This window comes from Novosphingobium lindaniclasticum LE124 (assembly GCF_000445125.1).
GTDB classification, from domain to species: Bacteria; Pseudomonadota; Alphaproteobacteria; order Sphingomonadales; family Sphingomonadaceae; genus Novosphingobium; species Novosphingobium lindaniclasticum.
This window is the reverse complement of the sequence record NZ_ATHL01000147.1, coordinates 1-24,166: the sequence shown is the minus strand read 5'-3', so window position 1 is coordinate 24,166 and position 24,166 is coordinate 1. Positions and strand designations below refer to the sequence as shown.

Annotated in this window: 23 protein-coding genes and 1 pseudogene; 12 read left to right on the top strand and 12 right to left on the bottom strand. The window is 62.5% G+C overall.

Translation table 11 applies throughout. The annotated features are described in order from the left end of the window. Positions 1-86: 86 nt before the first annotated feature. Entirely contained in the window at positions 87-407 is a 321-nt protein-coding gene (locus tag L284_RS44665; RefSeq protein ID WP_021235926.1) for a DUF736 domain-containing protein, read from the bottom strand. 881 nt (positions 408-1,288) lie between these two features. Between L284_RS44665 and L284_RS47730 the strand changes: the two genes are divergently transcribed. Next, positions 1,289-1,519 (top strand): hypothetical protein, encoded by a 231-nt coding sequence (locus L284_RS47730; protein ID WP_081674176.1) that lies wholly within the window; start codon positions 1,289-1,291, stop codon positions 1,517-1,519. Positions 1,520-1,748: 229 nt separating this feature from the next. Here the strand turns inward: L284_RS47730 and L284_RS44660 are convergent, their stop codons facing one another. From L284_RS44660 to L284_RS47725, 3 genes and pseudogenes are all read right to left on the bottom strand, one after another. After that, positions 1,749-1,973: a hypothetical protein gene (locus L284_RS44660; RefSeq protein WP_021235924.1), complete on the bottom strand. Its 225-nt coding sequence runs from the start codon at positions 1,971-1,973 to the stop codon at positions 1,749-1,751. 157 nt (positions 1,974-2,130) lie between these two features. Further along, positions 2,131-4,062 (bottom strand): ParB/RepB/Spo0J family partition protein, encoded by a 1,932-nt coding sequence (locus L284_RS44655; RefSeq protein WP_021235923.1) that lies wholly within the window; start codon positions 4,060-4,062, stop codon positions 2,131-2,133. Positions 4,063-4,160: 98 nt separating this feature from the next. After that, positions 4,161-4,403, bottom strand: a pseudogene (locus L284_RS47725) (DUF2958 domain-containing protein); the annotation flags it as partial. A gap of 124 nt (positions 4,404-4,527) precedes the next feature. Between L284_RS47725 and L284_RS44640 the strand changes: the two are divergent. Genes L284_RS44640 through L284_RS44630 form a run of 3 tightly spaced genes read left to right on the top strand, consistent with a single transcriptional unit; the run spans position 4,528 to position 7,987 of the window. Beyond that, entirely contained in the window at positions 4,528-6,075 is a 1,548-nt protein-coding gene (locus L284_RS44640; RefSeq protein WP_235054591.1) for a tyrosine-type recombinase/integrase, read from the top strand. Continuing rightward, positions 6,072-6,989 carry a tyrosine-type recombinase/integrase gene (locus tag L284_RS44635; RefSeq protein WP_021235919.1) on the top strand — a complete coding sequence of 306 codons (918 nt, stop codon included), beginning with the start codon at positions 6,072-6,074 and terminating at the stop codon, positions 6,987-6,989. The genes L284_RS44640 and L284_RS44635 overlap by 4 nt, the downstream gene beginning before the upstream one ends. Next, entirely contained in the window at positions 6,986-7,987 is a 1,002-nt protein-coding gene (locus tag L284_RS44630; RefSeq protein WP_021235918.1) for a tyrosine-type recombinase/integrase, read from the top strand. Before L284_RS44635 ends, L284_RS44630 begins: the two co-directional genes overlap by 4 nt. A 99-nt stretch (positions 7,988-8,086) precedes the next feature. Here L284_RS44630 and L284_RS44625 read toward each other — a convergent pair whose 3' ends face one another. After that, positions 8,087-8,266 (bottom strand): DUF2958 domain-containing protein, encoded by a 180-nt coding sequence (locus tag L284_RS44625; protein WP_021235917.1) that lies wholly within the window; start codon positions 8,264-8,266, stop codon positions 8,087-8,089. Then, positions 8,263-9,303 (bottom strand): ArdC family protein, encoded by a 1,041-nt coding sequence (locus L284_RS44620; RefSeq protein ID WP_021235916.1) that lies wholly within the window; start codon positions 9,301-9,303, stop codon positions 8,263-8,265. The genes L284_RS44625 and L284_RS44620 overlap by 4 nt, the downstream gene beginning before the upstream one ends. A 602-nt stretch (positions 9,304-9,905) precedes the next feature. Here L284_RS44620 and L284_RS47065 point away from each other — a divergent pair. Beyond that, positions 9,906-10,571, top strand: a complete 666-nt coding sequence (locus tag L284_RS47065; protein ID WP_081674172.1) for a heavy metal-binding domain-containing protein — start codon at positions 9,906-9,908, stop codon at positions 10,569-10,571. A 103-nt stretch (positions 10,572-10,674) separates the two neighbouring features. Here L284_RS47065 and L284_RS48975 read toward each other — a convergent pair whose 3' ends face one another. Together L284_RS48975 and L284_RS49135 are read right to left on the bottom strand one after the other, a co-directional pair. Then, on the bottom strand, positions 10,675-11,115 hold the full coding sequence (locus L284_RS48975) for a DNA -binding domain-containing protein (RefSeq protein WP_268745359.1): 441 nt from the start codon (positions 11,113-11,115) through the stop codon (positions 10,675-10,677). A 115-nt stretch (positions 11,116-11,230) separates the two neighbouring features. Beyond that, complete coding sequence (locus tag L284_RS49135; RefSeq protein ID WP_407635859.1) at positions 11,231-11,464, bottom strand: transcriptional regulator domain-containing protein; 234 nt, start codon at positions 11,462-11,464, stop codon at positions 11,231-11,233. Between the two features lie 245 nt (positions 11,465-11,709). Here L284_RS49135 and L284_RS47060 point away from each other — a divergent pair, with 245 nt between their 5' ends. The 7 genes from L284_RS47060 (at position 11,710) to L284_RS44585 (ending at position 17,292) form a co-directional block, all read left to right on the top strand. Further along, on the top strand, positions 11,710-12,444 hold the full coding sequence (locus tag L284_RS47060; RefSeq protein ID WP_160172154.1) for a LuxR family transcriptional regulator: 735 nt from the start codon (positions 11,710-11,712) through the stop codon (positions 12,442-12,444). 54 nt (positions 12,445-12,498) lie between these two features. After that, positions 12,499-13,137 carry an acyl-homoserine-lactone synthase gene (locus tag L284_RS44605; protein WP_031343125.1) on the top strand — a complete coding sequence of 213 codons (639 nt, stop codon included), beginning with the start codon at positions 12,499-12,501 and terminating at the stop codon, positions 13,135-13,137. A gap of 40 nt (positions 13,138-13,177) precedes the next feature. Beyond that, the gene (locus L284_RS44600; protein WP_021235911.1) at positions 13,178-13,996 is read left to right on the top strand and encodes a phytanoyl-CoA dioxygenase family protein; all 819 of its coding nucleotides are present in this window, start codon (positions 13,178-13,180) and stop codon (positions 13,994-13,996) included. Further along, on the top strand, positions 13,993-14,583 hold the full coding sequence (locus L284_RS44595; protein ID WP_021235910.1) for a GntR family transcriptional regulator: 591 nt from the start codon (positions 13,993-13,995) through the stop codon (positions 14,581-14,583). Before L284_RS44600 ends, L284_RS44595 begins: the two co-directional genes overlap by 4 nt. Before the next feature lie 107 nt (positions 14,584-14,690). Then, positions 14,691-14,810, top strand: a complete 120-nt coding sequence (locus tag L284_RS48125) for a benenodin family lasso peptide (protein WP_021235909.1) — start codon at positions 14,691-14,693, stop codon at positions 14,808-14,810. A 68-nt stretch (positions 14,811-14,878) separates the two neighbouring features. Continuing rightward, positions 14,879-15,550, top strand: a complete 672-nt coding sequence (locus L284_RS44590) for a lasso peptide biosynthesis B2 protein (protein ID WP_021235908.1) — start codon at positions 14,879-14,881, stop codon at positions 15,548-15,550. Positions 15,551-15,573: 23 nt separating this feature from the next. Then, positions 15,574-17,292 (top strand): asparagine synthase-related protein, encoded by a 1,719-nt coding sequence (locus L284_RS44585; RefSeq protein WP_152524772.1) that lies wholly within the window; start codon positions 15,574-15,576, stop codon positions 17,290-17,292. Here the strand turns inward: L284_RS44585 and L284_RS44580 are convergent. The 4 genes from L284_RS44580 to L284_RS0124975 form a co-directional block, all read right to left on the bottom strand. Beyond that, positions 17,279-19,291 (bottom strand): Atxe2 family lasso peptide isopeptidase, encoded by a 2,013-nt coding sequence (locus tag L284_RS44580; protein ID WP_021235906.1) that lies wholly within the window; start codon positions 19,289-19,291, stop codon positions 17,279-17,281. The genes L284_RS44585 and L284_RS44580 overlap by 14 nt on opposite strands. Positions 19,292-19,410: 119 nt before the next feature. Then, positions 19,411-21,945, bottom strand: a complete 2,535-nt coding sequence (locus L284_RS44575) for a TonB-dependent receptor (protein ID WP_031343122.1) — start codon at positions 21,943-21,945, stop codon at positions 19,411-19,413. 277 nt (positions 21,946-22,222) lie between these two features. Then, entirely contained in the window at positions 22,223-23,197 is a 975-nt protein-coding gene (locus tag L284_RS47055) for a FecR family protein (protein ID WP_021235904.1), read from the bottom strand. Next, positions 23,194-23,808, bottom strand: a complete 615-nt coding sequence (locus tag L284_RS0124975; protein WP_052018424.1) for an RNA polymerase sigma factor — start codon at positions 23,806-23,808, stop codon at positions 23,194-23,196. The genes L284_RS47055 and L284_RS0124975 overlap by 4 nt, the downstream gene beginning before the upstream one ends. Positions 23,809-24,166: the final 358 nt, after the last annotated feature.

Genomic DNA, 24,166 nt, shown 5'->3' with positions numbered 1-24,166 from the left:
TCTAGACGAGTTCGGGGCGAGAACAACACTTGTGTTGGGCTCGAAGCGAAGAAATCCCCGCGCCGGAACGGCGCGGGGACCGGCTGTCAGTCGGCCGGATTCCAGATGATCGCGAAGCTGTCTTCGTCGTCCCGGCCTGCCGCGCGCCCGAGATTGGCGTAGAGCCGGCGGGGACCGAATTCCGGAGCCGCCAGGCTGAGCGACACGTAGTCGTTGCCCGAGCTCTCGCTGCGGCGCAGCCACCCGGCGCCGACCTCGACCCCGCCCGAGGAAACCCGGTAGTCGGGCTGGGCGTCGCTGGTCTTGCGCAGGTTGGGGGTGATCTCGATCTCGGCGCGGATCGAGAGGGTGCGAAGCTGGCCCTTGAAGCTGTGGCCATCGCGCGTGACATATCCGATTGCAGGCATTGTTTGTCTCCTGAGTGGGTCGTCCCGGACCGATTTTCCGGACGATGGCAGACCGTCAGGAACGGCTCGCCAGGGCCCGCGAACCCTTGGGCCGAAGCGCAGCGCAGGACCGGAGCCGGCGGCTTATTTGCGAGCGAAGCGGCCGCGAGGAGACCGCCCTGCGGTCGGGGAAATAAGTTGCCGGGCGATGGTTTCGACGGGACCGCGACCGCTTCCAGGTCATTGCCTTTCGGATCCGGGAATGGGTGCGGGCGCCCGGGCTCAGGAGCACAAAAGTATGCCGATAATCGGATAAGTCTCTTGCGCGCGGCCCGTCAGCTTCGGCCGGCTTGCGGCTGGCGATTTCGCGGCGATCGATCATCCCCGGACCGCGCAATGCCTGCCGGGGCACGGACCTGCCGCATTCGTTCGGGGCGGGGCCTTGGTCGGCACCGGGTGGTTGCGCCCGCGGGAGAGCACCTGGACGCAGCGACCTGTCGCTCGGCGTTATGGCGGACGCGAATTGCGCTCCCCGCGCGCAGCCAGTCTCCAGGACGCGTGAAGCGGGCGAAGACGACGGGCCTGCTGCGCAGCCAGATCGATATCCGACCGACTAACAGCCGGTCCCCGCGCGGTTTCGGTCGGGCGTTCGTTCCGAATGCGAGGCCGGTTACGTCGGGAAGAGCGGACGCGGTCACTCTTGGCTTGCGGCGTCGTGATACCGCAGCGCGGACCGCGACAAGGACGGCAGAGACGGCGGCAAGCCGTAGCACCTTGGCGGGCGATCAGAATCCGCCAGGGTCACCCGAATTGGGTATCGCGAAGTTGACACAGAACAATGCTATCGAGGGCGGGCGCGACCAGGTCGGGAAACATGACCGAAGCGGCTGGAGGAACCTGAAATGAACATCTACACCCTAAAGTTTCCCGACGACGGGAATGCGGGCGCCTTGCGCCTCGACTTCGATGCCGAAGACGCTGCTGAAGCGCTGGTGACCGCCCACCGGAAGGCGGCCGATGTGAGAGCCGGGCGTGCCGCCGAACTGTGGCAGGGAGCTCGCAGGCTGTGCACCATCCGGCATGGATCGAACCCGGGCGAGAAACCGGCATCAATGCGTTTCCAAACCGCTTGATGCGCGGGCCCGGCGAGCGCTGCCGCTACGGGGAAGACCGCCCCGGGGGGCATTGAAGTGGTCCCCCCGTCAGGGTTGAAGCGATCCGGACAACAAGGAAGCGCCCAATCGCATCCGCGCAGCTAATCGCGTTGCGGCTCCGGCAATACAGGCATTCGGTCAGGTGTTGGTCTGACGGGGCGAACCGCTTTTCGCATCGCTGCCCGATCCTGCCGCCGGCTGCTTTGCGTCAGTGCCGGCGGGTGACGAGGCGCGTTTCGCCGCAGAGGCTGCACCCGCCTTTACTGCGCTCGAAGCCATAGGCTCCGACCAGTTCGCGGGTCGCCTGTTCGACATGATCGAGCGGTGACAGACCCAACGTCTGGGTGACGCAATCGTCGCAGACAGGCTCCGGAGCGAGACGCGAAACGAGTTTTTCGATGGCTTGAAAAGCGTCTGCTTTAACTTCTGTCATGGCTTTCCATGGGTGCCATTGGCAGGGCCTGACGGCAATGAACTTTTGCTATCAGCGGCGAGGCCGCGCCTGCCAGGGCGCGGCCTCGCCGCCGAAATTTTCCATGGCCCAGGCAGGATCGACCGGAGGCGGAAGGTTCCGCCTCCGGCCCATTTCGTCAGGCAGCTAGCCGGGACCCATCGCCCTCCGTCTCCCCGTCACGCTCATCGCCATCGGCATCGGCATCGGCATCGGCATCGGCAATGCCGGAGTCGGGCTCGCCCGAAGCAAGTTCATCCTCGGCGGAGTCCGGTTCGGACACCTCGACCGCCCGGCGATGGGCATCCACCGTGCCAACCCCGCCCCGCTCGGTATATTGAGTGGGCGGAAACTCCATCCAGCGGGGCACCCAGCCTTCGCGCTTCACGCGCCCGTCCGTACCTGCAAGATGGTCGCGGATGATGCCTTTCAGGGTCTTGCACTTCTCCCTGCTGTTGGCGCTCGCAACAACCTCACCCGCAACTTCTCCCACCATCGCGAGCAGGACTTCACGGTCGCGCAGCGTATCGAGGAAGGCCGCGTCCGCCTGCCACCAGTCGGCCATCGGGACAGTCATCTCCATACCGAGCGCTTCCACCGCCGCACTTCCCGCCGCAAGGCTCTCGCCCATGACCACGGTCAGGATTTCCATGACCATCTCGTCGGGAAGCTCGATGAGCTGTGCAAACAGGCGGCACAAATCCCGCGGCGATCCGCGCATGCCGTAGCAGGTTCCGCCGATGACGCCCCCGCCAATTACAGTCGGCTCGTCGCCCGGCTGGTTCAGCAACGCGAGCACGGAGCGACGCGCGGTATCGAACACCGTTTCTGCCCGCGAGGTCTCGACGCTTTCCCTGACCGCATCGCTTTTCACCGTCTGCGGTTCGGGAACGATCCGCCAGAGCGGCGATCCGGCAATGGCATGAGCGACCATGAGGCGCAGGGCGAGACCCGGACGGCCCAGCAGTTCGGCGCGCACGGCGGCATGGCGGTGAAGGTCGATATAGGTCTGGGTAATCGAAGTCAGTTCGGGACGGGCCGCCTTGCCAGCCGCGCCCTCCCCGTTCCCGGCGCCGCCATTTTCTAAGCTGGCCTTGGCAAGCCGCGCGGCCTCCTTGCGCGAGAGATACCCCTCATGAACGACGACTTCGCCATTGGCGCGTACGTCGAGATAGACCCGCCCGCCCCTGCGCTTGGCGGTCTTCTCATACTCCCACGAATGGAAGTGGCTTTCGGGAGGAAGCACGACGGCATCCGCCCAGCCAGACTTGAGATAGGCCAGTCGCCTGGCTTCGATGGCGGCGTTCTGGAGGTCCCAGAATGCGTCCGTCTCCGCAAAGTAGGCATCCTCCCCGAACAGGTCGGCAACTGTCGAAAGCCCGCTGGCTTCAACATCGAACAGCGCATGGCCGGTCGGCACCGATTGCCCCCCGAAGAGAAATGCCTTCAGCTGGAAACCGCGAGGCGCGTAGGCGTCCGGATCGTCGACAAGCGCAAGCCATGTCTTCTGCTGCGCCTTCGAAGCCAATGTCAGGTGACGCACGGTCGCTGCGTCGATTTCCTCGGCGCGGTACATCTCCCGAATACGCGGGAGGAGATTGCCGAGTGCGAGAATGCGCTTCACCGCCAGATCGGGGAGACCGAAGGTCTGGCCGATCTCGGCGATACTGCGCCCTTCCTTCACCAGCCGGGTGAAGCAGGTCCAGCGCGAAACTTCATCGGGATCGAGTCTGGCGATGTTCTCGATCAGGGAGGCCTCGACCGCGCTCGCATCGTCGGCATCGTCAAGGATCGCGCAGGGCAGCAGCGCCGCCTCGGGGTCCGGTTCCCCGGCCTCGGTGCAGGCCGCCAGCCTTTCGGCTGCGACCAGCTGCGCGGCATGGAAACGGCGGCATCCCGCCACGATCTCGTAATGGCCAGCTTCACAGCCCGGCCGGACGAGAACGGGCTGCAGCACGCCGCGCGCCCTGACAGTCGGCAAGATGTCCGACACGTCGGGAGCCTTGCGCGCATAGCGCATGTTGGATTTGCTGACGGCAAGGTTGCCGAGCGCGATAAATTCGAGTCTCATGGTAGCACTCCGTATGTGAGTGCCGGTCCGTCCTTCAGGTGGAATGGTCGGGCGGACCGGCTTAGAACGGCGGGAGACGCCCGCCAGCGTCTTCCCCCTCAGCGGGGCGAAAGCCTGATGGCGGACGGGTCCTCGCGTGTGAGGCGGTCCAGCAACAGAGCGGCATCGGGGATCGATCCCGCAAGGCGCGACGCCTCGGCCCAGACCGACAGGCGGTGCCGGGTGGAAAAGCCGAGATCGCGCTCGATGCTAAGCCCCATCGGCAAGCGGATCGCCTCGATTTCGCGAAGCGAGCAGATGCCGAGTTCCGGGCACCCGAAACCAAGATCGGCCAGCCCGAATTATGTCGCGCCCGGAGATATGTTGAGCGGGCGTAGTCGATGCCCTTCAAATCAAGAAGTTCCGCAGCCCGCTCTCACCATAATCGGCATGATCCTGACGTCTGACGACGAAAGGAGCATGAAGATGGTTGAGCAAAAATCGACGGTGGCGCCGGTCAAGATCGATGAGCGGGATTGGCCCCTCGTCATGGAGTTTCTGGATCATCTGCGGCAGGCTGGAATGGCCGAAGGCGGTATTCAGGACTTCCCCGGACCGGCGAAGCACTTCCTGATCTGGGCGGACCTCAAAGCCGTGCCGATCGGCGCGGTGGATGTCGGGGTTGTGCGGCGATTCCTCGCCCATGACTGCGCCTGCCCACGCCCACATGGCGAGCGTTATCAGCATAGGCACATGGCGACGCGCTCCTTCCGTACGCGCGTCATCCGGTTCGTTCACTTCCTTGAAGAGACCGGGCGTATCCATAATCCGGTGCCGCCTGACGAAGGGCGTCGCCGTGTGGGCGAGTTCGCCGCGCACCTCGCCGAACAGGGTTATTCCCCCGGCACGATCACGGCGTACAGCCGGAGCTGTCGGCACTTCGCGGCGTGGCTTCACCTGCACCGCATCGACTTTGCCGGCATAGACGATGAGGTCCTCGAGCGGTTCGCGACCCACGACTGCATCTGCCCAGGCATGTTCTTGCACAATGCCAGGCGCGGCTACGATTATCAGATCAAGCTCAGGGTGTTTCTCCGCTTCCTCGTCTCCATTGGCGTGATGCGGCGATCGGAGCCGTCGGGCGATGAAGAGCACGGCGGGCTGAGACCGTTCCGTGACTGGCTGCGTCGGCACCGTGGATGCACCGAGCGAAGGAGCCTCGTGCATATCCATGCGATCAACAAGCTGTTACCCCAGATGGGCGACGATCCGTCACGATACGATGCTGCGCTCATCAATCGGGTGATGCTGCAAAATCTGGAGAGCACTTCGCGTGCCAGCGTGCAGATCATGTGCGGGGCGCTCCGAATGTATCTCCGATTCCTGGCCGCGACAGGCGCATGCGCGCCGGGGCTGGTGGGAGCGGTCCCGCGAATACCACGATGGCGCTTGGCGACGCTGCCGCGCTACATCCTCAATGACGACGTAGAGCGCGTGATCGCGTCGTGCGATCCAATAACGCCGCGCGGCTTGCGGGATCGAGCGATTATCCTGTTGCTGGCACGGCTGGCGTTGAGGGGCGGCGACGTCGCCAATCTGCATCTCGAAGATATCGACTGGGATAACGGCCTTATCCGGGTTGCGGGCAAGACCCGCTACGCGGTCGCGCTTCCCCTCCCGCAGGATGCCGGTGACGCCTTGCTGGCCTATATCGAGCATGGCCGGCCCATCGTCGCATCCTCGAAGGTGTTCATCCGCTCGATCGCGCCGTTCGTGCCGTTCTCGACATCGGGAGCCGTCTCGATCGTCGTGCGCGACGCGCTGACACGCGCCGGGGTCGACAACGCCAATCTGCGGGGTGCCTACCTTCTCCGGCACTCGGCGGCGACCAACATGCTCCGCTCCGGAGCGACGCTGGATGCGGTCGGCGCGCTGCTACGCCACCGGTCTCCCGAAACGACCGCGATCTACGCAAAGGTCGACACGACCCTGCTCGCCCAGGTGACACAACCCTGGATCGGAGGTGCGGCATGACGATCAGCACCTGCGTCCAGCGCTACGTCGCGATCAAACGCGGCCTTGGCTACAAGTTCGCGGATCAGGAGCAGATGCTCCAGAATTATGCCGCCTTCGCCGACCGGCACGGCGACGAGCACGTCTCCTCCGCGCGCATCGTCGAGTGGGCGTCGCTGGCCCCCTCCGTGCATCGGTCCCGCGAATGGCTCAGGGTGGTGCGCAACTTCGCCATCTCGATGCACGCCGAAGATGACCACAACGAAATACCGCCCCGCGACGTGTTCGGCAGGGGCAAACGACCCCGGCCGCGTCCTCACATCATCGCCGAAGCCGATATAGCACACATCATGGAAATGGCGCTGACGTTGCCGCCGGTCGCGTCGCTCACGCCTTATACCTATCATTATCTGATCGGCCTGCTGGCAACGACGGGACTGCGCGTGTCCGAAGCGGTCGGGCTGCTTGAAAGCGACCTGACATCTGACGGTCTGGTGATCCGCGAGACCAAGTTCCACAAGACGCGGCTCGTTCCCATCGATCGGAGCACCCGGAATGCGCTGGGTGATTACCTGGCGCTGCGACGGCGCATAGGCGGCTCCGATCCGCATCTGTTCGTGCTATCAACAGGCGAACCGCCCGAGCATGCAAGCGTCACGCGCGCCTTCATCAAGCTCGCGAGGCGGCTCGGCTTGCGCGGACCGCAGGGCGAGCGCGGCCCCAGACTGCACGATCTTCGGCATAGCTTCGCCGTCCGCGCGCTGGAACGGTGCGGCAACGACCGGGCCGCGATCAACCGTCACATGCTCGCGCTCAGCACCTATCTTGGACACGCCTGCCTCTCCGACACTTACTGGTATCTGGAGGCGACGCCGGTGCTGATCCGCCAGATCGCCGAAGCGACCGAGGCGTTCGGGAAAGGCGGTGCGGCATGACGGCGTTCGCACCACACCTCAGCACCTACCTGCTGGAACATCTTCCGCGCGACAGGGGCGCGAGCCGTCACACCGTCGACAGCTATGCCTATACCTTCCAGTTGCTCGTCGGCTTTGCAGCCAAGCGGCTGAAGGTCCGGCCCTCGGATCTCCAGATCGAGCAACTCGATGGCGGGCTGATCCTCGACTTCCTGGATCACATCGAGTCGGATCGGGCCAACACACCTCGAACCCGCAACGCCCGGCTCGCGGCGATCCGTTCGTTCTTCCGGTTCCTGGAATATCGCGCGCCGGCCTGCCTCAACGTCGCCATGCAGGCGCAGGCAATACCGGCCAAGCGCGTCGAACAGCCGCTCGTCGATTATCTGACCCGCGCCGAGTTGCAGGCGTTGCTCGATGCCCCGGACCGGCGAACCCGCTCGGGCGTGCGTGACCGCGCGATGCTGCACCTTGCCTATGCCTGCGGCCTGCGCGTGTCCGAGCTTACCGGCCTCCAGCTCGAAGATGTGAACCAACCCGCGACGGATGTGATCCACGTGATGGGCAAAGGCCGCCGTGAGCGCGTCCTGCCGCTCTGGAAGGAGACGCAGGCGGTCTTGCGGGACTGGATGCGCATCAGGCCACAAGGTCAAGATCGCGCCGTGTTCTTGAATGCGCGCGGTGAACCTATCGGTCGACATGGCTTCGCCAGTCGCCTGGCGAAGCACATCAAAACGGCACAGCGGTCGGCTCCCAGCCTCGCGCGCAAGAAGGTGACGCCGCATGTTCTGCGGCATACCTGCGCGGTCCATACACTCGAAGCGACCGGCGACATCCGGAGGGTGGCGCTGTGGCTTGGGCATAGCAGCGTCACCAGCACCGAAATCTACCTGCGCATCGATCCGACCGAGAAGCTCGACATACTCGACGCAGGTGCCGCGCCTCAGATCAGGAAGGGCACGTTCACCGGCGTGTCCGACCGCCTGCTGGCAATGCTGGAGGCGGCACATGCTCGATAATTATGTGAAGCGATCCATGTACGGCGCCGCGAAAAGCGGCGCCGGGACAGATCGGCACAACATAACCTCACACTCAACATACTACGGGTTATGTAGAGCTCAACATAATCCATACAGGGTGTCGCCGTCGGCATAGAGCTCGGTAATTAGCCAGACCGCCCGGCCCATCGGATTGAACAGGCGTACCAGCGGGAGCGGATCGAACTTCGGGTTGGCCATGCAATGCTCAAAGTTGGCACTGAGCATGGCGCGCGTCGCGCGGCGGATGAGGATGGTCATACCTCGGCCCTCCCCTCATTCGCAGGCGGGCCAGCGTTTTCCATCTCCTCGTCGAACGAAATGCGCCCGCTGTCGGGAAGGGATGCCTCGTAACGGGTAAGGAGCCATTCCGCCGCCTTGCTCGCCATGCTGGCCGCGCGGAAGATGGCGCGGTTGTCCTCGCGCAGCACCTCGAGCCACGCCCCGATATAGTCGGCATGGCGAACAGTCGGCACGATCCCGAGCGAAGCGCACAGGAAAGCCGAACCCATCTCGGCAACCATTTCCTCGCGGGCGTAGTCCTTGGAGCCGAAGGCACCCGTCAGATTACGGTTGAGACGCGAACTATGGCCGACTCCGTGGGTCAGCTCGTGCAGTGCCGTTCGATAGAAGTTCACCTGATCGTGGAACGCCTGCTGCGGCGGCACTTGGATGAAGTCCTGACCCGGCGAGTAGAACGCTTTCGTGCCGCCGATGCGAAATTCGATCCCGCTTGCGGCAATGACGGCTTCTGCCATGGGCACGATTTCGCGTTCTGGCAGGGCAACCGGCGAACCAAGGAAGTCATCCGGCAGGCCTTCGCACTGTGCGACATTGAAGACCGTGAAGCGCTTCAGGAAGGCGATCGAGCGGGCATCCCCGCCGCTTTCACGCGCCCGCTCCTTTTCCGCTTCAGGGGTGAAACGGTCGGCATAGACAACCTGTGTGCCATGCTCGCCCTTGCGGACATTGCCGCCAGCGGCCAGCGCCTGCTTGAAGGTGAGCCAGCCTTGCGAAGCCCAGCCGCCCGCGATCACCGATCCCCAAAGGATGAGCACATTGATTCCGGAATAGGCCCGGCGAGTCAGGGCATTGACCGGGAGCCCCGCGACGGGGGAACCACCCGCTGCGACCTCACTGCTCCAAGGCTGTACCCATGGCACCCGCCCTGCTTCCAGTTCGGCAATGATCCGGGCCGTGACCTCGTCGTAGAGCGAAGCCCGGTTTGATGCACCGCCATTCCCATTCTGATCCGATTGCGTCCTCGCGCATTGCGGGACCTTGCGATTGTTGCGCATGTCTCAACTCCTGCACTGCCCAAAAACCCACCATGGGCCTCCCCCGAAAAAGGCGGGGGGTGGGCGGCCCGGACGACCGACAGGGCCTGCGGCAAGCGGCACCTGCACCTGAAAGGCCGGAACGCGAGTGGAGGAGCCGCGACGAAGGAGCGGCTTGCAGGGGCCGATGGCGGGTCCAGACGGTTGTCGCACCCGCACCCCGACTTTAATCGGGAGAGGCTCACCATGGACGCCGCGCGCAGGCGAAGCCTGCGGGCGTCCGCATCGAGGCGGAGGATGCTCCGCCGACCCCACTTCCCCCCTACGCGCCAGCGATCGCCACCGAAGGCCGAGACCCTCAAGCTTGCGAGGGGCTCGGTGCCGCATGCGCTGAAACGGGGCGATCAGCCCTTCAGCGCATTGGCATAGAGCGCGGTCACGCCGCCGGCGTGAGGCGCCCCGGCAGACCTTTGCCGTGCGTGCCTGGGTTAGAAACATAGCATTGCATTGAAGGCGGATCCGCCCCATCCACCGATAGTGGCACACATATGGAACGAGGCGCGCCCTCTTGCATGCCGCCGCCACCCGCGACATGAACCTAGATCAGAAAATCAGGGGGTTACATGAGCGACACTTGCGGAAATTGCGGAGCGGAAATTACCACTGGCGGTATCATCAAGGGGCCTAACCGCCGATACGGTCCTAAACAGGTCGGCATTCTCAACTTCGTGGCCGGTACGCACTACGCAGATATGTGCGAGAAGTGCGGCAAGACCGAGTATGAAACTGCGATCCTGAATCTGAAGGCCGAGCGACAGCAATGCCAGGATTTCATGACGGCAAACGTCGTTGACTTTCCAATGATGACGATCTCGCAGGTACCTCCCGGCGCCGACTGCAAGGTCAAATCGATGGTCACTGCTAACGTCACGGTCGGCACGGGACTGTTCAGCGAGCTCAGCCAGGGCTTTTCCGACATGTTCGGCGCCACCAATACCGCCACCGGCATGGCCTTCAAGGTCAACAGCGGCGAAGCCACAGCCCGCTCGATCCTCGTTACCAAGGCAGTTGCCATGGGCGCAAACTGCATCATCGGGGTCGACGTCGACTACGGCACGACCGCCAACAATGCAGCGACGGTCAACATGCAGGGGACGGCTGTCAGGATCGGCAATCTCGATGCCATCCTCGACGAGGACGTGATGGAAAGGTACGGCAAGTTCGAGGCATCGCTGGCCCGCGCCCAGGAAATCTCGCGCTGGCTGGCCGGCGATTTCGAAGACGATTAAATACGGCTCGGCCGGCACGCATGGCGCGCGGTGGCCGACCATCGCGCAACCCTCGGTGAGCACCGCTGCGGAAGTCGGCAGTGCCATCAAGGGGGACGAACCCTCATGCCGCCTTCTTCCCCAACAGCGAGCGATATTTCCCCGCTGCCATCGCCCGCGCTTCGCGGACGAGGCGGCGGATCCGCGATTTCAAGGAGCTCGAACCGCAGTCGGTGTCCTGCATCGCGCGCTCGGACCCGTAGAAAGCCTCGACGATCTGGGCAGCGCTGGCGCCGTCGGTCAGTGCATCGTGCACTCTGAGGGCATCGACAAAACGTTCCATTCTCGGATCGGGCGGAAACAGCGACATCACAAATCGCCTGTGGGTACACAGCGCCAGCAATTGGCGAAGCGGCAGGATCCGTGAACGCAGAGTGCTGACGCCCGACAATCTGTAGTGCAGGACGACCGGGCCGCCCCGCAGCGACCCGTTTGTTACATCGAGCCTTATCCGGCACCGCCCTTGTGCAAGAACCGCGTGCTCGCACCCGTCTGCCCCAGTCACAGAATCAAGCCAGGAGCGAAACCAGAACGGGTCGATGGCATTCGGATCGCCCCGCGGCGCGGCGCATGCCTCGACCTGCAACGTGCTGCAATCGAGTTCGGCACTCCAGATAAGCTTAGCCCCGCAGGCGCCGACTGCGGGGTCTTCGGCGAAAGTGAAGCCCCCATTTTCGGGTCACCTCCCCGTCAGTTCCTCCTCGCGTGGCTTCGCTCGCGCACGCATACCAAGCCGCATAGGCAGGATCGCGGCGCAGCCACTCCCACATGAGGGCGGCACGGTCGAGCTTGGCCAAGCTGCAATATGGCGAGGCATCGCGCCAGTCTCGTGCCCTCTCCCGGTCAGGCGTCATGAGAATCTGACAGCCGGAACCTGCAAATGTGACAACCATGTGACGCAAATCACATTGTCTCCGATGCGCGTTTTGATAGGTTCCTTACCAGGTAGAAACGCGGATCGCGGAGGGAATGAGGACCCGAAGCGGTCTCGCCTCAAAGCAGAAAGGACGGCTCGACGCGTCCTGGCGGCTTGAGACGCCGCGGCGAGCCGTGTCGGCCTATGGGCGTGAACACGGCGTATCGAAAGTTCAAGGAAATCGTGAAAGCAACCCAGGATCTCGAAAGCCTCGAACTGGTCCTCGACAAGATTACCCAGGCAGTCGGGTGCGACTACTATGCAATCGGCCACCATATCGATTGGGGAAGCGGCAAGCCGCAGGCGTTCCGGCTTCTCAACTATCCAGAAGCCTGGATAGAGTTTTACGACCGCAACGGCTTTTTCGGCAAGGACTTCGTCCACCGGGCTTCGCAGCGCACGCAGAACCCTTTCCTCTGGCGCGAAGCCGCAGAATTCGTAGAATACAGCACCAACGACGAACGCTTCCTCGACCTTGCGAGGCAGTACGGCGTCGATGACGGGTTCACGGTGCCCTCCAACGTTCCGGGCGAATTCCATGGATCGTGCACCTTCGCCACGGTCCCTGGCCGGCCGCTCGACGAGGACGGCCTGGTTCTCGCACGGTTGATAGCGCCAGAGGTCTTCGCAGCCGCCCGCCGGCTGGTCGGCCTTGCAGAAGTCATGGAGTGCATCAACTCCCCGCTGCTGACCGAGCGCCAGCGCGAATGCCTGATCTGGATGATGGCCGGCAAGACCGACCTGGAAACCGGAATCATCCTTGGCATCAGCCATCAGACGGTTCGGCGGCATCTCAACGAGGCGGGCAGGAGACTGGGGGCGCTGAACAGACCATTGCTGGCTTTCCTCGCTTGTCGGAGCGGAGTGATCAGTTACCCCGAGGTGCCCTGCGGCGCCTATACACGGAACCGTGCATAGCGCCGGGGTATACCTCGAGACCACACTTGCGAACCTTTTCAAAGGAGGTTCGCGGTGATCCATTGCCTTTCCAACCTTTCGAGCCGTTCGTCCCGGACGAGCGAGCACACGGTCCTTCGAAACATGTTCGAGGCGCGCAAACGCGTCTTTATCGATCTTCTGCGCTGGGACATGCCGGCCCTCGCAGGTCAGTTCGAGCTCGATCAGTTCGACGATGAAACGGCGATGTACGTGGTGCTTGCCGACGAGAATGGCGCGCATCGTGCCTCGGCCCGGCTCTTGCCGACCACCAAACCACATATCCTCGGTACCATGTTCCCTGGCCTGTGCGACGAAGCCATCCCGCAGGGACCCACTACGATGGAGATATCACGATTTTGCCTTGAGCGCCGATCGACGGCAACCGAGAGGCGCGAGGCGAGAAACGAGCTCGTGCACGCCCTCGTCGCCTTCGCTCTTGCCCACGGCATCGAACGCTACACCGGGGTTGCCGAACTACCCTGGCTACGCCAGATCCTGACGTTCGGGTGGCACTGCCGCCCCCTTGGCGTTCCCAAGGTCATTTACGGCAAGACCAACGGCGCGATGCTCATCGAAATCGACGAGGACACCCCGACCTTGCTTGAGCGTGCCGGAATTTGCGCGCCTGCACCTAAGCGCGGCGAAGATGCGGAGATGTGCCGTGTTCACTGAGCCGATGCCCCGTGAGGCGGTACGGATTTGCGAAGAGCTTATGACAACCGGTTACTGCGTCGTGCCTGGCGCCGTGCCGGCCGGCGCGATCGCGTCAATTGATCGCTCCCTCTTCGCCCACTTCGCGTCCGCGCCGTTCGAGAGCCAAGACCCCGAACTGAGCCGTATCAAGAGGATCTGGCGCCTACTGCTCCGAGCACCGGCGACCGAGCAGCTCGTCAGACATGGCCTGATCCTCAACGTGGTCGAGAATATTCTGATCCGTGGAGCGCGCACGGTACAGCTGAACCTTGCGCAAGGCATTGCCAGGCATCCTAGAGACCGGGCCGAAATTCCGTTTCGCGAACAGCTCATGTGGAGGGGCTCCGACAACAAATTCGAATATTGCGTCAATGTACTTTGGCCGCTGACGCCGAGCCGCGCGGAAAACGGCGCGATGCGTATCTGGCCCGGCAGTCATGGCAGCGATGACCTCGAGTCCGCATTACAATCGAATGGAATCAGCATCGAGTTGGAGCCCGGCGACGCGCTGCTTTACCTCGGTTCCACACTTCACAGCGCCGGCGCCAACGGCTCGAAAGCCGTCAGCCGGTCCATCACGATCGGCTATTGTCTTGATTGGCTGAAACCAACCGAAAATCCCTGGCTTGCGTATCCGCCGGAGGTGGCTCGCAGTTTCTCGCCCGAGCTTCAAGCCCTGGTCGGTTACCGGCAGCAGCTTACCTCGCTCGGCAGTTTCGAAGGGCAATGCCCGTCCGTCCTCCTCGATCCACAAAACGAGGCCGAGTTCGCTCTCAATGATCCGCCATGCATCGACAGATGTACCGGCATTCCTGCCGGCCGAAAGCTACTGTCGTGAACGCCGGCACCACGGCCGAACGGGTTTACGACAGTCTCAAACGCACCCTCGCGGCCGGCTCTTTCGCACCCGGTGCGAGACTGGAGCCTGCACGGCTCGCGCTGGAACTGAGCAGTAGCGCTACGCCGATCCGCGATGCCTTGAACCGGTTGGCAGGAGAGCGGCTGATCGAAACGCGGGCCAGCGACGGCTTTCACGTCCCTGCGCTTAACGAGATCGGTCTGCGCGATCTTTACCGCTGGAACGAGGTATTGGCGCGAACTGCCCTGCGCATGAACCACAAATCGGAGCCGCCAGGCAGAGACCATGTAGTACCGATCGATGCCGCCGCCCTGTTTGCAATGATTGCGGCGTGCTCGGGTAGCGGCGAAATCGTCAGCCAGGTCGCGTCAGCCAATGCGCGGCTTGCCTACGTGCGCCAAGTCGAATCGAACATACTGGATGGCGCGGCCGACGAGATTGGAGGTATCGCCACTGCGTTTCGTGAACGCTCCATATCCACCAGAATGCTCATTCAGCAATACCATAAAGCGAGACTGGCGATTGTCCCGACGATAATAAACGTGATTTTTCAGAAGACCTTTTAAATCGAGTGATATTCGACCTATATTCCGAATATACATTTCCAATATTCAATACAGGATCATAAAATCCTCGTTGCCGCAATGTCGCGGTGATTAACGAGGAAGTTGTCATGGAACGGAATGACGATGTGATCGAGCTGGGCACCGCCAGCATCGAAACCCAGGGCCTCGGCGGCCAGAACCCCGATGTGGGCATTGGCCAGGAGGTCGCTGGTCTCTCCAACGACTGAGCAAGAGGGATGCGCGACTTCGTCGCGCATCCCTTTCGTCATTCTCCCGATCTCGGAGAAAAATCGCCATGGCCTATGTGCTGCGAAACGGTCTCTCCTGCTGCTCCGTCGAAGACAGGTTCGTTTTCCTCGATCTGCCATCAGATCGCTACTTCTGCCTCTCTCCCGCAGTCGAAAGCGAATTTCGCAAGCTGCTAGAAAGACGTCCCGCCGATGGAGCCGCGTTGGAACAACTGCTGCCCAGAAGCTTGCTTATCTCGCACGACTGGCAGCACGGCATTTGGCAATGCGACGCCCCTGCGGCTACCGGCGAAACACATGAGGAGCCGGAGAATCTCACGGCGCTCGACGGCCTGACCGCTGCCGCATTGATCCTGAGATGCAGAGCGCACCTGAAAGTGCGCGGTCTGGCAAACGCGATCCAGCACCTGAGCGATCGGAAGGCGGCCGCCGGCAACGATGCGCCGATGTCGCCTGCGGGACCGGATGTTGACGGGACACTCGCCCGGGTCACGGGCTCCTTCCAGATGGCCTCCAGGTTCATCGGTACCCATAAACTCTGCCTCCCCTGGTCGCTCGCGATCGCGCATCGTTTGATTTCGCATCGGATCAGCCCACTTTTGGTCCTGGGGGTCCGGCTCACGCCGTTTGCTGCGCATGCCTGGGTTCAGGTGGCCAGCACACTCATCGGCGAGCGGCGCGAGAGGACGGATATATTCACGCCGATCCTGGTCGTATGACGAAGCATAGATTTATCGCCGGTGTGGCTCTTGCCGAGCCAGACCGCGCCCGGTTGCTGGCAGCAGTGCAAATCCATGACCTCACGCTAGTGCTGGACAGACCCGACGTCGTCGCCGCCTGCGACAACGTGGCGGCCACAATCAGCCTCGGCCAGGACGGCGTCATCATCGGCCCGCTCTACCAGTCCGGCACGCGCGACGCGCTGACCTCAATCGTTGACAATGCCCGAAGTGCCATCGTCACATCGGCGGGAAGCCGTTTGTTCGAGGCCTTTTGGGGCAGTTACATCGGCATCGTTAGAACCGGGACCGGCACGAGCCTGGTGCGCGCGCCATTTGGCAGCTTGCCGAGCCTGTTTCAGCGGATGGGTTCCGGCCTCATCGCAGGCTCGGACATCGATCTTATCCGGGCAGCAAGCGGTATAGCTTTCAGCCTCAATTTCGAAGCAATCGGGCGGCAGCTGGTTCTGGGCGACGTTCGCCTTGCCACTACGTCGCTGCGGGGGATCGAGGAACTCCGGGGCGGATCGCGCTTGCTTGTAGAGCCGTCCGGGATCCGCCTTGAGGACATCTGGTCGCCATGGGCCTTTGCCGATGAAAAGCGGCGTATCGACGATCTTGAAGATGCCGCCCGCCGGCTTCGCCAGGAATGCATCGCCGCGGTCGCCGCACGAACTTCGACCCTGCGCCATCCGCTCCTGATGCTCTCCGGAGGCCTGGACTCGTCCATTCTGGCAGCGAGCCTCGCTGCAGATGACCGTATGTTTTCATGCCTCAACATGGCGACCAGGGATCATGCCGGCGACGAAACGAGCTACGCGCGGCGGGTGACGACGCATGTAGGCCGTCCCCTTCACGAGCGGGCTATGGCGGTCACGAACTACGATTTCGCGCGAATAGGCGTCGTTCGCACGCCGCGACCTGTAGCGAGAGGCTACCAGCAACTTGTGTTCGAAGCCGCCGCCCGCGTAGCAGATGAACTGGGCTGCGACGGGATCATCGACGGGGGCGGCGGCGACAATGTATTCTGCTCCTTGCGCTCCGTGTCGTTGGCCGCGGATTGTCTCCTCGATCCGGACGGCACACACCATTTCCGAAGGGTATGCGGCGAACTCGGCCAACTCGCCGGCGCGTCGCGGTGGCGGGTGGCCTGGAAGGCGCGGTGGCGCTCATGGCAGAGAGCCCGCCCGTACCGGTTGGAGCAGGATCGTCGCCTGCTCTCGCCGGATGTGCAGGCACCGGCGCAGAACGGTGCCATACACCCTTGGCTGGAGCCGGCGGAATCCGGCCTGCCAGGTCGGGGCGCGCACATAGCCATGCTTATCGCCGCGCAAGGATACGTCGAGGACGGTCCGCATGGGAGCAAACTCAACTGCACGGCGCCGCTCGTCAGCCAGCCTCTGGTCGAACATTGCCTTGCCATTCCCAGCTGGCGCTGGATCGCGCGGGGCAATAACCGGGCTGCAGCGCGCAATGCCTTCGAGACTTGCCTACCACCTGAAATTGCCTGGCGGCGCGGGAAAGGTAATCCCGAGAGCTTCCTATTTTCGCTGCTTGAGCGGAACCGGGAAGCCATGAGCTCGCATCTGATGGACGGCGTGCTGGCGAGTGCGGGTGTGATCGACACGGCCGCACTCGGCAAGGCGCTCAGGGACACAGAGCGCCTTAAGGGAACCATTTACGGCAGGATCCTGCAGCTGGTTGATACGGAGTCATGGGCGCGGGGGATCATGGCGGGCTAGCAGTCAACGCCTTGTCCCGCAGTGCGCGGAGCCTGTCCCAGCGAGCATATTGCTCTTGTTTCACCGGGTCCGCATCGCGTTTACCCTGCAGCCAGAATGCGAACCAGTCGATGCTGCGCTGATAGGTCGCGAGCCGGTGCGCCGGCTGCCACTTGTTGTGATATTCGTCGGGATAGACGAACATCTCAGCCGGCTTGCCCGCTTCCCGGAGCGCTCCGAACGCAGGGAGAGCCAGCAAGCTCTCGCGATCGGCAAGTTGCATGAGGATCGGTGTATCAACCTTGCGAGCGTTCACCGAGAGCGAAACCGGCCGCCAGTACTCGCGATCATTGTCGACCGAGGGCGGCAGTCCGATCTTGATGTTGTGCTCGCCCCACGCGAAGCCGCCGAGCACCAGCGAACTCAGCGTGTCGTCGCAGCACGTGCTCATGGCAGCGGCCGCAAAGCGATGCGAATGGACGAGCGCGAATTCGATGGTCGAAGCCCCGTCGCTGAGACCGGTGATGCCGATGCGCTCAGGATCGACAAACCTAGTCACGATTGCCTTGTCGATGCCACGATCCAGCGAGGAAAATATGCTTCGCCGCTCGGCCCAGCCCTTGAATTGGACTGCCAGGGCCTCGTCCCAGCCGGCCACATCCGGCACAATAGATGACACGGTCGGCGGACGGTTGAAGCTCAGGACAGCGAAGCCCTTCGCGGCGAGCGGCTGGATCGGGTAATCATCGCCAGTGCCTCCGCGCAGGAATCCCAGACTATGGTACTGTGTAATGACCAGAGGAAGGCGTGCCTTCCCATCATAGCCGGGAGGCAGCACAAGATCTCCCCAGGCAGGAAGCCCCCGATCGTTGGTCCAGCGCAGCCTCAGAACCTTGCCCAGCCTGAACTCCGCGAATTCCGGATTGGGATCGAACACGGTGCGGCTCTTCCCCGAGGTGAGGTCGATTGCAACCACGCGCCTCGGCATGATGGCATTTTCCCGCCCGCAGACCAGATCGTTGCCGGCAGGTTGGCACCCTGTGAGAGCATCCAGAGTGCGGTAAATCAACGCAACGCTGTTTTTCACCGGCGACCAGCGATAGAGCCCCCATTCCTCCCTGTTCCATCCCTCCCGGCGCAGGAACACGACCGAAGTCCCGGCACGATCCCACCAGACCTGAACGATCCCGCCGGCACATGCGGCCAGCAAGCACGCCTGCTTCTCCCTGCCGGAAAGCTTGGCCCAAAGCCGCTGCCCACTCTCCGGATGAGCGCCCAGAGGCTCCTTCCACGCCGCGGCACCCCCACCAGAACGAACTTCCAGTTCATGGAGGCTTCCGGTTGGAGACGCAGGCGTGACTCGCAAGCGCTCATCATCGGCCGCTATCCTGGTCACGCCGGATAATAGTTCGAGAGTGAAGGCCTCCAAAGGAACATCCTTGGCCCAGGCGGTGGGGGACCAAGCCTCATTAGGCAGAACGCTCGAGTCGTAGAGCCAACCCGTTCGGCCGGAGGCCTCGATCCGGCGTCTAGACTCGAGCTCTCCTGGCCTGGCGAGGTAAGTTATTCGCAACCCGTCGGGCGACCAGGAGAAATCTTCGATATCGATCTCGGAATGGGTGACGGCGCGCCCCGCGCTGCCATCCGAGCGGACCAGATAAATTTGCACCACCCCATCGATCTTTTTGCGATAGGCAATGCTCTTGCCGTCAGGCGACCAGGCCGGCGTTATCAGCTGCGGAACACCGGAAGTTATGAAAAGACCGCGGTAGATGCCTCTCGACAATGGCGGCGCGCCGCCAATATCCAGAATGCGCGCCGCTGCCTTCCCCTCGGCGCCTTTCCTATCAAGTGGCACCACCACGAGCGCGCTGCAGAGCGTATTTCCGGTGGGCTCGCCGCGTCTCAGAACGAAAGCAAGGAGACGACCGTCCGGCGAAACGGCGAAGGGAGAGGCCTTGCCAGGCACGACCTCGGAAAAGCCGATATCCCGAAGGCGAACAAGATCCATCGGCGCCATTTCGCGATGCCCCTGCGCCGCCGGCGGAGCCGACCTTGGCAAAATGTCGTCACAGGCAGCAAGGGCAGGTTGAGCGGCGAGGATCGCGAATGCGACCGCAATCCCGCTAGTTGCCCCCCTTACCATTTTTTGGTCACCGACAGACTGACCACTCGGCCGAACGGCGAGTAGTTCGTGCTGTCATAGGGCGTGTCGGTATAGTTGTTCGTCGCGATCGTATCAGGCTGGTCATTGAAGAGGTTCTGCAGCAAAAAGATAACGTCAGTGCCGGCGAGCAAACCGCGCTCCTGGTCCGTCCGGTAGCGGATCGTGAAATCGACCGGCACCATGCTCGCAACTTTCACCGGGGTCCCGGTTCGTTCGTCCTGCACGGAGCCGATGTAATTGACAGCGGCGGTGAGCGTGACGCCGCCCTTTGCCCAGCCAAGCTCACCGCGTCCCCGGAAGTGGGGCGGATTGAAAAGCGCCCCGGCAAGCTGCGTGAAGGCCTGCCCCGGCTGCAGCTGCTGCTCGCCGTGCAGGTAACTGCCATTGATCGCCGCACTGAGGCGTCCCTCCGCGAGGTCGAAGCCGTAGCGGCCGAGGACATCGATCCCATAGATGTTCTGCCGGCCAGCGTTGATGTTGGAGTTGTCGATGAGGGCCACGACATTGGCGGGATCGTAGACGCCGCTCGAAAGGTTGGTGAAGGTCACCATGCGATCGATAACCGAATTCTGCGTCGCCTGATCGGGGTTGAGCGTAACGTAGTCCGCATAGGCCGGGTTGGTCAGCGCCTGCCGGGGATATGCCATGGGCGTGACGATCCGGTCGCGGTAACGAATATTGAAGTAGCTGACCTCCAGCTCCGCCCCGTCCAGCGCCGCCGGGTGCAACTCCAGCGTTGCCGACCAATTGGTCGAACGCTCCGGCTTGAGATCCGGATTGCCGCCCACGACATACATGACGGTGCCCGACGTTCCGCCGAACGTGGCCGCATTGTAGAGATAGCCGGGCATCGGCATGTACTGCTCATAGAAGGTCGGCGCGCGGAAAGACTTGCCCCAGCTTGCTTTGAGCGTGAGGTCGGAGATAGGCGCATAGATGAGACCCAGCTTGGGCGTGGTGACGGAGCCAACTTGGGAATAGTGTTCGTAACGCGCCGCCAGGCTCAGATTGAGGCTCCTCCCGAGACCGGATTTCTGATCGGGAGCGATGACCGGGATGCTGACCTCCCCGAAGGCGTAGTAGCTGTCCCTCGATCGATCGACGTATTCCGAAAGGCCGCGAAACGTTTGACGGCGAAATCTGTCCTGGCGAAAACCACCGCCGAGCGCGATCTTCATTGGCCCCGCCGGAAGATCGACCAGTTTGCCATTGCCGCTCAGTTCGATGTTGCCCGTCACGTTGCGGTAGGTGCCATAGCCCGCATTGGTAGCGGCTGTGCCGTAGGTGAAGGTTCCTTCGTAATAGACCCGGTTCCACCCGTAGCTGCCTGCCAGCGTCACTTCCCAGTCCGCCGGCAAAACAAGCTTGAGCGAAGGGGCGACTGCCCAGGACTCTGTTTTCTGGAACAGATCATACCGGCTCACGGAAAGATCGCCGGCAAAGTTGAGCGGCATCGTCTGCTCGCGCCGCCGTTTGTTGTAGATGCCATCAATGTCGAGTGTCAGCCCGGGCGCCAGTTCCTGTCTTGCCGTGACGGCAGCATTGTGGTGGCGCAGGGCCGGATAGACCTCGAGCCCCGGCGACCGATTTTCGAGGTAGGAGCGCTGGCTCGACCAGATACCGGTATTACTGCCATACTCGGCAGAAACCATCGCGCTGCCGCTTGACCAGACCTGCCCCAATGTCGCGCCGTACTGCTGCTGGAAATTCCCCCCATCGGTCGAACTGCCGATGCGTGCCGTCGTCTCAAGCCCGTCGAAATTCCGGCGCAGGATAATGTTGGCCACGCCTGCCACTGCATCCGAGCCGAACAGCGCCGAGGATCCGTCCGGCACCACGTCCATGCGCTCGATCGCCCCAAACGGTATGGCCGACACATCAACGCTCTGGATCGCCGCGTCAAAACTCAGGCGACGACCATTGAGCAGCGTGAGCGTGGCATCACTGCCGAGCCCTCGCAGGTTGATGGAGGCCCCTCCCCCCATGTCGACGCTCTTCCCGCCGGTCACATTGGCACCGACCCCTGGGTTCTGGCCGCCGGAAAAGTTCTGCGGAATGGCGCGGATCACGTCGGCCGCGCTCGACTGGCCGGCATTGCGCATTTCTTCGCGCCCGTAAGTCAGCTGGACCGAGGCGACCGGCGCCCCTCGAATGCGCGAACCGGTCACGACGATGCCGCCCTCTTCACCATCGCTTTCCGCACGCTTGCTGACGACCACTCCGCCGCCAGACCGGCTGGATTTCAGCCCGGTTCCGGCAAGAACAGAAGCGATCGCTTCCTCGAAAGTCAGCTTGCCATTGACAGCCGGTGCCATCAGATCCCTGACCGAAGCGTCATCAACGCTCACGTTGCGGCCGAATAGCCGCCCGATATCGCGCAGAGATGCAGGTAATGGCTGCGCGGGAAGCTGAACCTGGATCCTCGTATCGGCTTTCGCTGAAGCCGGCACACAGGTCATCGTCGCGGCGGCAGCTATGCTGCAGCACGCCAGTAAATGGTAACGCACTTGTGAACCTCCGTCCCCGAGGATCTGCGCTCAGCAGAACTCTTCAGGAACCGGATCGACGGAGTTCGAAAAACACCCTACCCCCAGACAGAAATTTTTTCAGGACGCGCCTTTTGACGGCAAACACGCAAGGTTGAGGTCCAGAGGTGAAGTTCTGCCATAGGACGACATATTCGTGCACGCCGATCGCAAACCTTTCGCCGCTCGCAACGCATTTTGCCCGGCTCGCACTCACGCAAAACACTGCACCAGTCGGCAGCCTTTATCCAATCGTGCTTCACGTCTCCGGTCGTGAACCATCCACGATCGCAAAGCTGCCATCCTGGAGCTCTTCGACCCGGAAGCCGAACGTTGCGGCCAATTGCCGGGCAAAGCCCTCGGGGTCCGATCGCCTGAACGCGCCGGTGACTCTCACCGGCCGTGAGGACCGCAATTCGTAAAGGACAGGGCTCGGAGCCGTTCGGTTGAAGACCGCGACGGCTTCACCAATTTCCACGCCGCCCAGAACCAGCATATCGTTCGGCCACTGGCTATCGGCGGCAGCGATCGACGTGGGTTTCACAACTGAACCACCTTCGATCGCCGTTCTCTGGCCAGCCCTCAGGTCCAGCTGCTTACGACCATTTCCGCCGCTGGCATCGCGCACTTCCACAGCGCCCTCCAGCAACGCGATCCTCACAGCGCTCTGCGTCAGTTCCACATCGAAGAGAGTGCCATGGGCAATCACCCTTCCCGCCCCCGCTTCGACGATGAACGGCCGCGTCCGTTCATGGGCAACAGAAAAGCGCGCGCGCCCCACCAGAAGGCGCAGGCGCCGCTGATTGTGATCGTAAGAAATCTGCACCCGCGAACCGCGGTCCAGGATCAGCTTCGACCGATCTGGAAGCGAAATATGCCGCGGGGCGTCCTCAAGGGAGGCCACTTCCATTCGAGAAAGTGATTGGGGCTCGCCAAAACCTCGCTGCGCGGCGATCAAGACGAGCGAACCCGTCAGCATGAGACCTATCGCCGCCGCGGCATACTTGCGAAACGCAGTTCGCAGCACCCAGGGTTTGGCGATATCGAGATTCCTTTTCCGCACGGTGCCGGTACTGGCAAGGAACATCATCGTGTCGAACGATCTCACCCGCCGCTCATAGGCCTGCGCATGAGCAGGAACGGAACGCCATTCTTCGAATTGCGCACGAACGTCTGCAGCATCGGGCCCGCGCATCCGGACAAACCAGTCATCGGCATCCTGATCGAGGCTCATTCGGTTTCCACGAGTTTGAAATCCTCCATCATGGGCTCAAGACGTCGCGTCACATGACCGATCGCACGGGTCATGTGTTTCTCGACCGTCTTGACGCTAAGGCCCGTCCGGGCTGCAATTTCTCTATAGGTAAAGCCATCGAAGCGGTGGGCCAGAAAGATCTCGCGGGTCCGTGGCGAGAGTTCTGCCATGATCGCCTCCAGCCTGACAAGCATGTCGCGTGCCTCGGAAGCCGCAACAGCATCGACGCCGACGATCGGAACATCGTCCGAACAGACGTGGAGGTTCTTGCAGCGACGCCGGTCATAGCGTGCCTCGCTCCGGATCAGGTTAATCGTAGCCTGCCGAAGATACGCATCCGGTGCTTCCACTTCGAGCGGATTTCCTCGGCCTCTCACTGCGAGACGAGAGAACAACTGCTGGACGATATCGGCAGCATGATCGGTGTGGATATGCTGCACGGCAAAGCGTACCAACTTGTCCCGGTGGGACCGATAGAGGCGATCGAGCCAATGCCCTCTTGCAATTGGAACCCGATCTTCCGGTGGCAAGGGCGCGCCTTCGGCAATCCCTTGGCACTCAAGACACCCGTCGTCTATGTTCAGGCGCATAACATCGCCCCATCTTCAACCGCACAGGTATCGAATACGCGCATATGGCGCGCGTTCTGCTTGCCCAAAGCCATGGGCAGCTCTCCAGTAGAAACCCGCACGGCTATCATCGAGCGGGGCCAACAGTAGGAATCGATTACCGACGTCTTTAGCCAAACGGCCTGGACATTCACGTCAGCAGCCCGGATGCACGCACCGAGCGATTTTTCCTGAAAGGCGGTTGGTGCGCCTTCGCGCCGTTTGTCGACGCAGTGGCATTCTTACTGATGGAAGCTGTCAAGACAAGTCGCAGTTTGCAGGAAGGTAGCCGGGCGAGAGGAAACCAGTGCCTTGAGGCATGGGCTGAGACCTTTAGTCG